This is a genomic window from Inquilinus sp. OTU3971, from assembly GCF_038440215.1.
The window spans coordinates 20830-34196 of sequence record NZ_JASATH010000078.1; the positions used below are offsets into that span (position 1 = coordinate 20830).

Annotated in this window: 15 protein-coding genes; 2 read left to right on the top strand and 13 right to left on the bottom strand. The window is 72.9% G+C overall.

Annotation, left to right across the window (positions count from 1 at the left end; genetic code table 11):
- Positions 1-4: 4 nt before the first annotated feature.
- The 13 genes from upp to AAHM41_RS19965 all read right to left on the bottom strand — a co-directional run bounded on the left by upp (position 5) and on the right by AAHM41_RS19965 (position 10074).
- Positions 5-655 carry a uracil phosphoribosyltransferase gene (gene upp, locus AAHM41_RS19905; protein WP_342238317.1) on the bottom strand — a complete coding sequence of 217 codons (651 nt, stop codon included), beginning with the start codon at positions 653-655 and terminating at the stop codon, positions 5-7.
- Positions 656-724: 69 nt separating this feature from the next.
- Positions 725-1120 carry a rhodanese-like domain-containing protein gene (locus AAHM41_RS19910; RefSeq protein ID WP_342238318.1) on the bottom strand — a complete coding sequence of 132 codons (396 nt, stop codon included), beginning with the start codon at positions 1118-1120 and terminating at the stop codon, positions 725-727.
- A 94-nt stretch (positions 1121-1214) separates the two neighbouring features.
- On the bottom strand, positions 1215-1874 hold the full coding sequence (locus AAHM41_RS19915) for a cell wall hydrolase (RefSeq protein WP_342238319.1): 660 nt from the start codon (positions 1872-1874) through the stop codon (positions 1215-1217).
- Positions 1874-2386 (bottom strand): hypothetical protein, encoded by a 513-nt coding sequence (locus AAHM41_RS19920; RefSeq protein WP_342238320.1) that lies wholly within the window; start codon positions 2384-2386, stop codon positions 1874-1876. The genes AAHM41_RS19915 and AAHM41_RS19920 overlap by 1 nt, the downstream gene beginning before the upstream one ends.
- A 1-nt stretch (position 2387) precedes the next feature.
- On the bottom strand, positions 2388-2957 hold the full coding sequence (gene gspM, locus AAHM41_RS19925) for a type II secretion system protein GspM (RefSeq protein ID WP_342238321.1): 570 nt from the start codon (positions 2955-2957) through the stop codon (positions 2388-2390).
- Positions 2954-4015 carry a PilN domain-containing protein gene (locus AAHM41_RS19930; protein WP_342238322.1) on the bottom strand — a complete coding sequence of 354 codons (1062 nt, stop codon included), beginning with the start codon at positions 4013-4015 and terminating at the stop codon, positions 2954-2956. Before AAHM41_RS19930 ends, gspM begins: the two co-directional genes overlap by 4 nt.
- Complete coding sequence (locus AAHM41_RS19935; RefSeq protein ID WP_342238323.1) at positions 4012-5010, bottom strand: general secretion pathway protein GspK; 999 nt, start codon at positions 5008-5010, stop codon at positions 4012-4014. The genes AAHM41_RS19930 and AAHM41_RS19935 overlap by 4 nt, the downstream gene beginning before the upstream one ends.
- Positions 4994-5863 (bottom strand): prepilin-type N-terminal cleavage/methylation domain-containing protein, encoded by an 870-nt coding sequence (locus AAHM41_RS19940; protein ID WP_342238324.1) that lies wholly within the window; start codon positions 5861-5863, stop codon positions 4994-4996. The genes AAHM41_RS19935 and AAHM41_RS19940 overlap by 17 nt, the downstream gene beginning before the upstream one ends.
- A complete protein-coding gene (locus AAHM41_RS19945; RefSeq protein ID WP_342238325.1) occupies positions 5860-6255 on the bottom strand; it encodes a type IV pilus modification PilV family protein in 396 nt (131 codons plus the stop codon). The genes AAHM41_RS19940 and AAHM41_RS19945 overlap by 4 nt, the downstream gene beginning before the upstream one ends.
- Positions 6245-6730 (bottom strand): GspH/FimT family pseudopilin, encoded by a 486-nt coding sequence (locus tag AAHM41_RS19950; protein ID WP_342238326.1) that lies wholly within the window; start codon positions 6728-6730, stop codon positions 6245-6247. Before AAHM41_RS19950 ends, AAHM41_RS19945 begins: the two co-directional genes overlap by 11 nt.
- Positions 6705-7151, bottom strand: a complete 447-nt coding sequence (gene gspG, locus AAHM41_RS19955; RefSeq protein ID WP_342238327.1) for a type II secretion system major pseudopilin GspG — start codon at positions 7149-7151, stop codon at positions 6705-6707. The genes AAHM41_RS19950 and gspG overlap by 26 nt, the downstream gene beginning before the upstream one ends.
- 6 nt (positions 7152-7157) lie before the next feature.
- Positions 7158-8384, bottom strand: a complete 1227-nt coding sequence (locus tag AAHM41_RS19960; protein WP_342238328.1) for a type II secretion system F family protein — start codon at positions 8382-8384, stop codon at positions 7158-7160.
- A 4-nt stretch (positions 8385-8388) separates the two neighbouring features.
- Positions 8389-10074 (bottom strand): GspE/PulE family protein, encoded by a 1686-nt coding sequence (locus AAHM41_RS19965; protein ID WP_342238329.1) that lies wholly within the window; start codon positions 10072-10074, stop codon positions 8389-8391.
- 358 nt (positions 10075-10432) lie between these two features.
- Between AAHM41_RS19965 and gspD the strand changes: the two genes are divergently transcribed.
- Positions 10433-12628, top strand: a complete 2196-nt coding sequence (gspD, locus tag AAHM41_RS19970) for a type II secretion system secretin GspD (RefSeq protein WP_342238330.1) — start codon at positions 10433-10435, stop codon at positions 12626-12628.
- A gap of 10 nt (positions 12629-12638) precedes the next feature.
- A partial coding sequence (locus AAHM41_RS19975; RefSeq protein ID WP_342238331.1) for a prepilin peptidase occupies positions 12639-13367 on the top strand: 729 nt, incomplete at its 3' end.

Genomic DNA, 13367 nt, shown 5'->3' on the forward strand with positions numbered 1-13367 from the left:
GGGGTCACTTCGTGCCGAACATGCGGTCCCCGGCGTCGCCGAGGCCTGGGAGGATATAGGCGTTGTGGTCGAGGCCACGGTCCAGCGCCGCGGTGTAGATGCGCACATCGGGGTGCTTGGCGTGCAGCGTGCGCACGCCTTCCGGCACCGCCACCAGCGCCATGAAGCGGATCAGCTCGTCCGGCACGCCGTGGCGGTTCAGCACGTCGACGGCGTGGACCGCGGAGTTGCCGGTGGCCAGCATCGGGTCGACCGCGATGAAGATGCGGCCCTGGGCCTCCGGCAGCTTCACCAGGTACTCGACCGGCATCTTGGTGTCGTGGTCGCGGTACAGGCCGATATGGCCCTGGCGGGCGGAGGGGATCAGCTCGATCAGCCCCTCGGTCATGCCGAGGCCGGCGCGCAGGATCGACACCAGCGCCACCTTCTTGCCCAGCAGCACCGGGGCGTCCATCGGCTCGAGCGGCGTGTCGATCCGCTCGGTCGTCATCGGCAGGTCGCGGGTGATCTCATAGCCCATCAGCAGCGAGATCTCGCGCAACAGGCGGCGGAATCCGTTGGTCGACCGCCCCTTGTCCCGCATGTGCGACAGCTTGTGCTGGATCAGCGGGTGGTCGAGGATGAAGAGGTTGGGGAATTCGGGCAGCGTCTTCATCGGGCCTCGGGCGCGGCGGTGTCGGCCCGACCATACAGGGCGGGGCCGACGGTTCCAAGGCCAGGCTGCTTATGACCGTTCCAGCGTGAAGCCTTCGTCCAGCCAGCCGGTCAGGCCGCCGATCATCACCTTCACCGGCCGGCCCAGCTCGGCCAGCCGGATCGCGGCGCGGTCGGCGCCGTTGCAGTGCGGCCCGGCGCAATAGACCACGAACAGCGTGTCCTGCGGCCATTCGGCCATGCGCTCGGCGGTGATCGTCCGGTGCGGCAGGTTGATCGCGCCGGGGACGTGGCCGGCGGCATAGGCCTTCGGCCCGCGCGCTTCGGCCAGCACGAAGCCGGGGGCGCCGAAGGCCATGGCCTCGTGCACGTCGGCGCAGTCGGTCTCGAAGGCCAGCCGGGCGCGGAAATGGGCCAGGGCCTCGGTAGCGGGGGCGGCGGGAACGGCGGTGACGGCGTTGCTCATGGTCGGTCTCCGTGTGACGCGGGCGGCACTGTGCCCAAGCCGGGCGGGCCGGGCCATTGGCATGGATGACAGCGACCGGGCAGATCTTGCCAATTCAGGGCCGGAAGAAGCGGTGGCCGCCGATGGTGAGGAGATAGGCCTCGGGTGTCGCCCAGGCCGGGGCGCCGATCCGGGCCGGGGCGTAGAAATGGGTGGCGCCGCGGGTCGGGTCGGTGAAGATGCCGGCCATCATGTGCAGCGCCACCGACCAGGCGATGCGGAACCGGGCCGCGTCGCGGATGGTCAGGTCGCCGGTGGTCCAGGGAAACTGGCCATTGTCGGCGATCACGCGGCAGATGGTCTTGGGATAGGCCGGGCTGCGCAGCCGGTTCAGCACCACCTGCGCCACCGCCAGCTGGCCCAGCCGGGTCTCGCCCTGGGCCTCGAAATACACCGCATAGGCCAGGCAGCGGGCCTGGCGCAGCACCTGCGGCCGCTGCCGCGCATCGGCCAGCCGCAGCCGGCTGACGATCAGGCGGCGGATTTGCGCAGGGCCGGCGCGGGTCCGGACAGAGGGCTGAACGGTGGGAGTCGGCTCGGCCGCGGCCGGCGCGTCCGGGCGGCTCGGGATCAGGCTGCCGGGGGCCTCGTCGGACGGCATGATCCAGCCCTCGCCCAGCTCCTGGGGGCCGAGCTCCTGGGCGCGGAGCCCCGGCGCCAGGCACAGCACCAGCAGCGCCGCCAGCAGCGGCGTGAGACGGGCCAGCCGGCGCATCAGGGTGGCGGGGGCGGGAACAACGGCAGCTCGACCGAACCGTCCGGGCCGGTCAACGTCACCGAGCCGGGCCCGATCCGGTCGACATGCCAGCCGGACAGGTCGTCGCCCGGCCGTGCGGTCATGATCTCACCGGTGTCGTCGCGGCGCAGCAGCGCCACGGTCTGGTCGCCGGCCAGGATCACGCCCTGCACCGTCACCGCGGGCGGCGGCTCGGCCGTCGGCGGCGGGGGCGGCGGCGCCTCCGCTTCCGGCGGCGGGGGCTGCGGGCCGCGGCGGCTCGGGTTGAACAGCGGCCGCTCCACCGTCTCGGTCAGGGCCGACAGCTCCGGCGCCAGCAGGGCCGGGGGCGGCTCGGCGGCCGGCGCCTGTGGCGGCAACGCCGCCTGGGCATTGCCCGAGCGCGCCACGGCCGGCACCGCGGCCGGGTCGTCCGGCTCCAGCAGGTACGACACGCCGATCGCGAGGGGACCGAGCACGACCAGCAGGCGGGTCAGGGGATGCCACGCCATGTCAGCTGCCCTCCGGCCGGCGCATCACGCCATAGACATCGACCGAGACCGTCAGCTCGGGATCCTCCTTGCCTTCGGTCGATTCGGTGCGGATCGTGAAGGCGGGGATGAACAGCGGCGGCGCCCCGGCCTCGAAGGCCTGCAGGATGTTGCGCAGCGCCTCGATCCTGGCGCCGAAGCTGGCGCGCAGCCCGACCCGGCTGTAGCCGCCGGGATCCTCCACCGCCGGCAGCACGGTCATGCTGTCGACCCGCCCGCCCCGGGCCGCGACGACGCCGGAGACCAGCTGCTGCAGCGACGCGCCGGCGATCGCCGGGCTGGCGCCCTGCAGCGCCGGGGTCTCGCCGCCCGCCGCCGCGACCAGGGCGGCCTTGCGCTCCTCCAGCCGGTCGCGGGTCAGCGACAGCCGGGCCAGCAGCGCCAGCTCCTGGCGCAGCCCGGCGGCGGTGTCGTCGGCGTCGCGGATGGCGACCGCCCCGGCGGCGAAGCCGGCACCGATGCCGACCAGCAGCAGCAGCAGCAGGCCGACGGCGATCAGGCGGCGGGCGGCGGGGCTGAGGTCGATGTTCATGGCTGCTGCGCCCCCGGCACCAGCGTGGCGCTGACGGCGAAGCGGTCCTGGCCGCGCTGCGGGTCGCGCACGCTCGGCGCGGCGAAGGCGACAGATTGGAATTGCGGCAGCGCCGACAGCACCGGGATCAGACTGGCGGCATCATCGGCGAAGCCGCCCAGCCGCAGGGTGCCCTGGTCCAGCGACAGCTCGGTCAGCCAGGCGCCGTCGGGCAGGGTCCGGCTGACGGTCTCGATCAGGGTTGAGACATAGGGCGTGGCGCGGCGCTGGGCGCCGAGATAGGAGCCGGCCTCCTCCAGCGACCGGATCTCGGCCTGCAGGGCGCTGGCCGGCGCGGTCGCGGCGCGGGCGGTGGCTACCTGCGCGCGCAGATCCGAGACCACGGCCCAGTGCGCCGCGACGGTCCAGACCAGCCAGGCCGCCGCGATCGCGGCCGGGGCGCCGAGGCCGAGCCCGCCGAGCCAGGCCAGACGCCGCAGCGCCCGGCGGCGCTCGGCATCGATGTCGTGGCGCAGGTCGGGGCCGGGCGGCGCCAGCGGGTCCTCGCCGGCCAGGTCGACCACATCCGGGGTCCAGCCGGCGGCGCGGGCCGCCTGCACCGCGGCGTCGACCTGCTCCCGCGGCATCGCCGACAGCTCGACCGCGATGGTGGCGGCGTCGCCGGTCGGGGGCAGCAGGCGGGCGGCGAAGGCCGCGGTGCCGGGGGGCCAGGGGGTCAGCCGGTCGATCTCGAAGCGCAGCACCCGGCCCAGCGCCGCCTCGGCCTCGCGCGGCAGCATGATGCGGCGGCGCAGCCCGGCCTCGGCCGGAAAGCGCAGGACCACCTCGGCGCCGCGCCGCTGCGGGCCGCCGGCCGGGACATGGCCCAGCGGCACCTCGCGCAGCACCCGGCGGCCGCGGGCCTCGATCAGCCGGGCGCCGTCCTCGCGCCACAGCAGGATCAGCCGGCGCCGGCGCAGGACCGGGCGGTGCAGCCAGCGGTCGGGTACCAGCGCGGCCAGCTCGCGCCCCCACCAGCGCAGGAACACCGCCGTTCGACGGATCATGCCGGCGATCATGCCGGGTCCTCCCCCACATGCCGGCCGAAGCCGGCCTCCCGCCAGTCCAGGATACGATAGAAGCTCTGGCCGTCGGCGGCGACCCAGATCACCGCTTCGACCCGTCCGCGGGCGCCGCGGGCGGTCGCGGCCTCGACGCTGACGCTGTAGACCGGTCCGGACCCGGCACGCAGCAGCTTGCCGGCGTCCTGCGGCAGCAGCGTGGCCAGCCGTTCCGGCGTCGGCGCCGGCCGCTGCTGCCGGGCGCGCACCACCGCCTCGGCCTGGGCGCGGGTGACGCCGGGCAGGGCCTGCAGCACCAGCGGGTCGGCGGCGAAGGCGTTGATCTCGGCGGCCGGCGACAGGACGGTGACCAGCGGCATCAACGCGTCGGCCAGGGTGCGGCTGATGCCGGGCACCATGCGCAGCTCCTCGGCCGATTGGAACGGGCGCGCCAGCGCGGCAGGGTTGTCCGGGTCCAGCGCCGGGGCGGGGCGGGTGGGCTCGGGCCGGCTCGCAGGCTGGCCGGCCTGGTCGGCACCGGGCGGCTGGCCGGGCTTGGCCTGGTCGCCGCCGCGCCGGCGCAGGATCGCCTCCGCCAGCCGCGGCGCCGTATCGGGCGTGCCCAGCACCACCGCGATCAGCCGCTGCAGCGTCTCGGCATCGGCCCGGTTCAGGTCGACCCGACCGGCCTCGTCGCGGATGCGCACGACGATGCGGTCGTCGCCGAGCTCGGCGGGGTAGGGGGTGCCGTCGGCGCGCCAGCCGCGGTCGTCGTCGGCGGTGCCCAGCCCCAACACCGCCAGCTCGACGCCACCGCGCAGCAGCGCCCGCAGGCGGATCTCCTCGGCGCCGTTGGCGGCGACCCGGGCCTCGGTGCGGCTGCTCAGGCTGAAGCCGATGGTCAGCATCGCCAGCATCACCAGCGTCCACAGCACCACCACCAGGGCGATGCCGCGCTCGCCGTGACGCGGGCCGCGGACCGCGGCGGGGCGGGGGTCAGCCGGCCTTGGCATCGCGCTGCACCGACAGGCTGCAGAAGCCGTCCGCGCCCGTGGCGGGCGGGGTGGCGGAGGCGCCATCGGAGGACTCGGCCGCGGCCTGCGTGCCCTCCTGCGGCTGGGGCGGGGGTTGCTGCCGTCGCGGTGGCTGGCCGGCCTGCGGCCCCGACGGCGCATTCTGTCCCGCCGGCGCATCCGGCTGCTGTGCGCCGTTCGTCGCCGTGATGGTGCGGGTGCAGGCGGGCTCGAGGTCGACCGGCAGCGGCACCACGATGTCGGGCCACACCGCCAGCCCCTCGGCGTCGCGGCTGCGCAGGCGGATCAGCCGCGGCGGCGCCTCGCGGTCCGGCCAGGGCGAGACCCAGCGCGGCCGCTGTTCGCCGGGCACCGTGCCGAAATAGTCGAAGCGGTACGCGACGGGGCCACGGGTCAGAATCAGATCGTCGGTCGGCTTGGCGTCGGCGGAGCTGGCGAGCCGCGGGTCGAAGCGGGCGCGGGAATAGCGCAGGGTCGACTGGCCGGGCTGCACATCGACGTAGAAGAAGGCGATCGCCAGGCCGGGTTCGCTCGGGAAACCCGGATCGGCCACCACCAGCCCGACCCGGTCGGCATCGCCGCGGAAGGTGGCCGTGGGCTTGGCACCGGGCTGGGCCTGCCAGGTCAGGCGTCGGGCCGCCGCCGCCTCGCGCCGCAGCGTCGACTGTACCAGGGCGATGGTCTCGGATGCCTCGGCGGCCCGGGCGCCGCGATCCCAGCCGGCGGTGACGAAGCGCAGGCCGCCGGTCAGCAGCACCATGATCAGCGCCAGCACCACCATGGCGATGATGGTCTCGAGCAGGGTGAAGCCGCGCTGGTCGGGGGCGCTCATTGTACCACCACCAGCGCCAGGGTGGTCATCTCGAAGCGCGGGCCCGACGCGGCGGCCTCGACGGCGATGCGCAGCCGGGCCAGCCGGGCCTGGCGGGTGCCCACGGTCACCGTCTGGCGCGGCGCCTGGTCCCAGCCGTCGGCGACGATCCGCCAGCGATAGCCGTCATCGGTCTCGCCGGACAAGGTGCCGCCCATCCGCAGCGGCGTCGGCAAGGTGTCCAGCTGCGCCGCCAGCCCCTCGGCGACGATGGCGGCGCGCTGCAGCCCGTCGGCGCGGGCCAGGCCGGTCAGCCCGGTGCCGAAGATCCGGAAGATCACGGTCAGGATCAGCCCCAGGATGGTCAGGGCGACCACCACTTCGATCAAGGTGAAGCCGCGTTCACGTGCCATCGCCGGCCTCCGCGATCCGCACCCGGCCGGTCAGCCAGTTGACCTCGACCCGGTAGACGCGGCCCTGGCCGGCCAGGCGGATGGTGCCGCCGGTCGACCTTCCGTCCGGCAGGAAGCGGATGCCGGGCCGGCCGTCGCGGTCGGCGGCGATCCCGGCGCTGGTGACGTCGATCGCGATGCCGTCGGCGATGCGGTGGCGCAGCGGCGCCGCGACCGGGCCGAAGCTGCGGCCGACGGGATCGATCACCACGCCCTGCGGCCCGTCGCGCAGGATGGCGTCGCTGCGCGCCTGCCGCAGCTCCGACGCCAGCGTCGCCACGGTGCGCTTCAGCGAGGCCTGGGCCGAGCCGCGCGCCAGCATCGGCGGCACCAGCGCCGCCACGACACCGAGGATGACCAGGACCACCAGCAGCTCCAAAAGGGTGAAGCCGCGGTCGGTCCGGACCCGATCACCAGCTGGTGATGTCGGCGTCATCGCTGCTGCCGCCCTCCCGCTTGTCGGCGCCCAGGGAATACAGGTCGAAGGCGCCGTGCTGCCCCGGCGCCCGGTAGTTGTAGGCGCTGCCCCACGGATCGTCCGGCAGCGCATTGCTGCGCAGATACGGCCCGTTCCAGCCGCGCACCCCGCCCGGGTTGGCCAGCAGCGCCTTCAACCCCTGGGCGGTGGTCGGATAGCCGCCGACATCGATGGCATAGAGGTCGAGGGCGGATTTGAAGTTCTCGATCTGCAGCCGCGCCGAATCCGCCCGGGCGCCGCCGAGATAGGACAGGATCCGCGGCCCCACCAGCCCGGCCAGCAGGCCGAGGATGACGAGCACGACCAGCAGCTCGATCAGGGTGAAGCCGGCCTGGCGGTTGCGGCGGATGGCGGGCATGTGGTTCGAAATCTCAGGCATGGTCTCTCAGAAGGCGAGGTCGTTGATGCTGATGACGGCCAGCAGGATGGACATGACGATGCCACCCACCGCCAGGCCGAGGACGATGATCAGGGTCGGCTCGACCAGCGTGACCAGCCGCTTGATCGCGGCCTCAAGCTTGCGCTCATAGGCCTCGGCGACATGCGCCGAGGTCATGTCGATCCGCCCCGTCTCCTCGCCGACCCGCAGCATCTGCACGGCGAGCGGCGGGAACAGGCCGATCTCGGCTAGCGGGTCGGCCAGCCCCCGCCCTTGTCGCACGCCGGTGATGACGGTCTCCATCGCGGCGCTGACGGCGGTGTTCGAGACGACGTCGCGCGACAGGGCGATGGCCGAGGGCAGGTCGACGCCGTTGCCGACCAGGGTCGACAGGGTGCGGCAGAACCGGGCGGTCGCCAGGGTGCGCACCAGCGGGCCGATCAGCGGCAGGCGCAGCATGGCGCGGTCCCAGGCCAGGCGCGGGCCGGGCTGGGCCAGGATGCGGCGGACCACGATCACCGCGGCGACGATGCCGAGGCCGACCATCCAGCCGTAGTCCTGGCAGAAGCGGCCGATGGCGATGACGACCGCGGTCGGCGTCGGCAGCGCCGCCCCGGCATCCTTGAAGATGGTCTCGAACTGCGGCACCACGAAGGTCAGCAGCAGGAACACCGACGACAGCGAGACGACGATCAGGATGGCCGGGTACAGCATGGCCGAGACCACCATCTCGCGGGTCTTCTCGCCGCGCTCGCGCAGCTCGGCCAGCCGCTCCAGCACCACGTCGAGCGTGCCGGAGCTCTCGCCGGCCCGGACCATGTTGACGTAGAGCCGCGGGAACACTGGCCCCTGCTCCTCCAGCGCCGTGCTCAGGCTGGTCCCGGCCCGCACCCGTGCCAACACCTGGCCGGACAGGGCGCCGACCGTGCCGGTGCCCTGCGAGAGGGTTACCAGCGCCTGCTCCAGCGGCTGGCCGGCGGCCACCAGGATGGCCAGCTCGCGCGTCATCTGGGTGATCTCGCCGGACTTCGGCCCCCGGCGCCGGCCCAAGGTCCTGGCGCCGCCACCGGCCGCGCCGCTGCGGCCGGCCTGGGCCCGCACCGGCGCCATGCTCAGCGGCAGGATGCCCGTCGCCTCCAGCTTCGCCGTCAGGCTGGCCTCGTCCGCCGCCTCGGCCCGGCCCTCGACCACCGCGCCGCTGCCGTCGATCGCCTTGTATGCGAAGACCGGCATGGCCTCACCACTCCTCGGTGACGCGATGGACCTCGTCCAGCGTGGTCAGCCCGGCCAGGCATTTGTGCAGCCCGTCCTCATACATCGTGACCATGCCGGCCCGGCGTGCCGCCTGGGTCAGGGCGGCGGTGGAGATGCGGTCGCGCAGCAGGTCGCGGATCTCGTCGTCCGGGACGAAATACTCGAAGATGCCCATCCGGCTGGTGTAGCCGAGATCGTCGCAGGCGCTGCAGCCGACCGCCTCGTACAGCTGCGGCGTCCCCGCGGCCAGCGGACGGGCGGCGGCGGCGCGCTCCACCAGCCCGGCCGGGGTGTCGACCGGCCGGCGGCATTCCGGGCACAGCCGCCGCACCAGGCGCTGGCCGATCACCCCGGCGATGGTCGAGGTCAGGAGATAGCCGTCGACATGCATGTCGAGCAGCCGGTTGATCGACCCGGTGGCGCTGTTGGTGTGCAGGGTCGACAGCACCAGATGGCCGGTCAGCGCGGCATGCACGGCGATGTTCGCGGTCTCGCCGTCGCGGATCTCGCCGACCATGATCACGTCCGGGTCGTGGCGCATGCAGGACCGCAGCACCCGGGCGAAGTCGAGGCCGATCTGCGGCCGGACGTTGATCTGGTTGACGCCCTTGATCTGGTATTCGACCGGGTCCTCGACGGTCAGGATCTTCCGGCTCGGTTGGTTCAGGATCCGCAGCGCGCCGTACAGGGTCGTGGTCTTGCCGCTGCCGGTCGGGCCGGTGACCAGCAGGATGCCGTGCGGCCGGGCCAGCTGCTTCAGCAGCGTCGCCTCGACCTCCGGCGCGAAGCCGATCGCGGACAGCTCGATGTCCATGCCGGCGGTGTCGAGCAGGCGGATGACGACGTTCTCGCCATGCAGGGTCGGCACGGTGGCGACGCGCATGTCCATGCTGCGGCCGCCGACCGTGAAGCGGGCACGGCCGTCCTGCGGCAGCCGCCGCTCGGCGATGTCCAGCTTGGACAGGATCTTGATCCGGCTGATCAGCGCCGGGGCCAGCCTGACCGGCGGCGCCTTCATCTCGCGCAGCAGGCCGTGGATGCGGTAGCGGACCTTCACCTCGTCGCGATAGCACTCGACATGGATGTCCGAGGCGTGCATCCGGATCGCGTCGCTGAAGATCTGGTTGACCAGGCGGATGACCGGCGCTTCCTGCGCCAGGTCGCGCAGGTGCTGCACGTCGGGGTCGCCGGCCGCTTCCTCGGCCTCGGCCCCGATGTCGTCGACGATCCGCTCGACCGCGGACCGGCCGCTGTCGAAATAGCGGGCGAAGGCGTCGTCCAGATCCTCGGTGGCGGCGACGCAGGGGCGGACCGGCCGGCGCGTCGCCAGCTCCACCGCCTGGCGGGCATAGGCGTCGCCCGGATCGGCCATGGCCAGGACCACGCCGTCCTCGGCCTCGGCCAGCGGCAGCACCCGGCTCTCGCGCAGGAAGCGGGACGACAGCCGGCCGTCGAACAGCGGCGCCGGCGGGAAGGCGTCGGGGCCGACCAGCGGCACGCCGTGCTGCAGCGACAGGGCCAGCGCCTGGTCGCGGCCGGACACCAGCCCCAGCTTGGACAGCAGCGCCGGCACGCCGTCGCCTGAATTCTCCTGCAGGCGCGACACGCGCGCCCGATCCTCGGGGCCCAGCTTCCCGAGCTCGACGAGAATATCCAGGAGTGGTTTCACATTGCCCTTCCGGTGCCGGTCCCCCTACGCGGTCCGCCGCGCGTCCCATCATCGCCGGGCGGCGGGCGAGCGGCAATCTCGGCCGTGCCGGGACAGCGGTCAAACGAAATATTTTTGTCTTATCAATAGGTTGCCAAGGCGGTTTCAATAAAACTTAATATGAATGCAACAATTTCGTCCGAATCAAGGCCGACTGCTCTTGTCACTTGTGGAGCGGGATCCGGTCGGTTATGGCTCGGCGTTGCTGCGGGGGATGTTGTCAGTGGGCTTCAGGGTGTTTTCCTTCAGAATCCTTGCGGTTCCGCTGCTGCTCGCGCTGATCTCATGCGGCCAGCAGAAGCCGGATCAGCCGCCCTCGATGTTCGATGACCTGGCCAACCGGTCCCTGGCGGCGCCGGCCGACGCCCGCTCGCGCTCGAATGTCGTCTCCTCGACCGGCCGGACCCAGCCGGTGCGCCAGGCCCAGGTCTATCCCGGCATCGATGCGGTGCCGGGCGAGCCGGCGGCGATGGGCGCGCCGATCCAGGCGCAGCCCGGCGGCTACCAGGTCAACTTCAACAACGCCGACCTGGCCCAGGTGGTGCAGGCGGTGCTGGGCGACCTGCTGCACCAGCCCTACACCATCGACCCGCGGGTCACCGGCACGGTGACGCTGTCGACCCAGGGGCCGATCAAGCCCGACGACCTGGTGGCGATGCTGGAGACGGTGCTGCGCGCCACCGGCGCGGCGCTGGTGCAGGACGGCCGGGCCGGCTACCGCATCGTGCCGCTGGGCGAGGCGGTGTCCGGCCGCACCGTGCTGCAGCTCGGCAGCGACCCGAAGCCGCTGCCGGCGGGCTACGGCATCACCATCATCCCGCTGCGCAACGTCTCGGCCGAGACCATCGGCCCGCTGATCGCGCCGGCGACCAATCCCGAGCTGGTGCGGGTCGACCCGACCCGCAACCTGGTGCTGATCTCGGGCACCAGCGCCGACCGGGCGGCGCTGGGCGCCACCGTCCAGTCCTTCGACGTCGACTGGCTGCGCGGCATGTCGTCCGGGATCTTCCCGCTGCGGCAGGCGCAGCCCGAGGCGGTGATCAAGGAGCTGAGCGCGGTGTTCGGCGGCGCCCCCGACCGCGGGCCGCTGAAGGGGCTGATCAACTTCATGCCGGTCGAGCGGCTCAACGCCGTGCTGGTGGTGTCGTCCCGCGTCGACAAGCTGAACGAAGCCGGGCGCTGGATCCGGCGGCTGGACCAGGGCGATTCCGACGAGGAGCGGGTCTACGTCTACATGGTGCAGAACGGCACCGCGGCGAACATGGCGCGGGTGCTGGGCCAGGCCTTCGGCAAGGTCGACGAGAGCGGGGCCTCGCCGTTCGACGACGAGCTCGGCTCGGACGTCGCCCGCGGCCTCGGCCTCAACACCAGCAGCAGCGGCGGGACCAACCAGCCCGGCGCCACCGGCACCACGGGGACGACCGGCAACACCGATCAGACCGCACAGCAGGGCACGGGCACCACGTCGCAATTCGCGCCGATCGACTTCAACGCCCAGCAGAAGGAAGGCGATGCGTCGATCCTCGGCCTCGCCGGCGGCCAAGCCGGCAAGGCGGCGGTGTTCAAGCTCGACAAGCTGGGCGAGGTGCGGGTGGTGCCGGACCGGGACAAGAACGCGCTCTTGATCCGCGCCCGGCCGGCGGCGTTCCGGCTGATCGAATCGGCGCTCCGCGCGATCGACGCCAGCCCGCTGCAGGTGGTGATCGAGGCGACAATCGCCGAGGTGACGCTGAACGACCGGCTGCAATACGGCGTCCAGTACTATCTCGAGACCGGCTTCGGCGCCGCCGGCTTCACCGTCCGAGATCCCGGCAGCTCGCCGTCCGGAATACTCGGCACCCCGGTGCCGCAGGCCGGCTCCGGCCTCAATCTGGCGGTCTCCACCGGCGGTGCCCGGGTCGTCCTCAACGCGCTGTCGTCGATCACCAATGTCCGGGTGGTCTCGGCCCCGACCCTGGCGGTGCTGAACAACCAGACCGCGCGGCTGCAGGTCGGCAACCAGGTGCCGGTGCGGACGCAGCAGAGCCAGTCGACCGACACCTCCGGTTCGCCGGTGATCAGCAACATCGAATACAAGGACACCGGCGTGATCCTGAAGGTGACGCCGCGGATCAACTCCAACAACGACGTCAGCATGGACGTGCAGCAGGAGGTCTCGAGCATCGTCAACGACGCCGCCTCCACCGAGGCCGACGCGCTGGCGCCGACGATCTCGACCCGCCGCATCGGCTCGATCGTCTCGGTCGCCAACGGCCAGACCGTGGTGCTGGGCGGGCTGATCCAGGAGAACCAGCAGAACGGGCGCGGCGGTGTGCCGGTGCTGCAGGATATCCCGCTGCTCGGCAACCTGTTCTCCTCCACCAGCAGCAGCCGCGACCGGACCGAGCTGGTCGTCTTCATCACCCCGCGGGTGATCCGCAACGCCGCCGACGCCCAGGCGATCGCGGAGGAGCTGCGCTCGCGCATGGAGGCGCTGCGGCCGCGCACGGCGGGCGGCCGGCCGCGTCCGCTGTGATCGCCCCGGCGTGACCCCGATCCAGATCGGGCTGGTCGCGGTCTCGCCGATCATCGGCAGCTTCCTCGCCGCCGCGGCGCACCGCCTGCCGGACGATGTCCGCGGCCTGCTGGTCGGCCGCTCGCGCTGCGACCATTGCCTGCAGCCGCTGGCGCTGCGCGACCTGGTGCCGGTGCTCAGCTGGATCGCCCTGCGCGGCCGCTGCCGCAACTGCGGCGGCGTCATCGATCCGACGCATCCGGTGATCGAGCTGGCGGCGATCGGCATCGCGCTCGCGGCGCTGGCCGGCGACGCGGCCCTGATGCCCGGCACCTGCCTGCTCGGCTGGGGACTGCTGCTGCTCGGCGCCATCGATCGCCGCACCGGGCTGCTGCCGGACATGCTGACCCTGCCGCTGATCGTGGCCGGGCTCCTGGCGGCGCTGTTCGAGCCGGGCGTCCCGCTGGCGGATCGGGCGATCGGTGCCGCCGTGGGTTATCTCCTCTTCGCCGGCCTCGCCCACGCCTATCGCCGGCTGCGCGGCCGTGATGGGCTCGGCCTCGGCGACGCCAAGCTGCTGGCGGCCGGCGGCGCCTGGCTCGGCTGGCAGGCCCTGCCCTGGGTGGTGCTGGTCGGCGCCGGGGCGGCGCTGGTGGTCACCCTCGCCTCGGCTCGCGGGCAGCTGTCGCGGCACATGGCGATCGTCTTCGGCCCCTGGCTCGCTCTCGGCATCTGGGTGATGCGGCTGATCGGGCCGGTC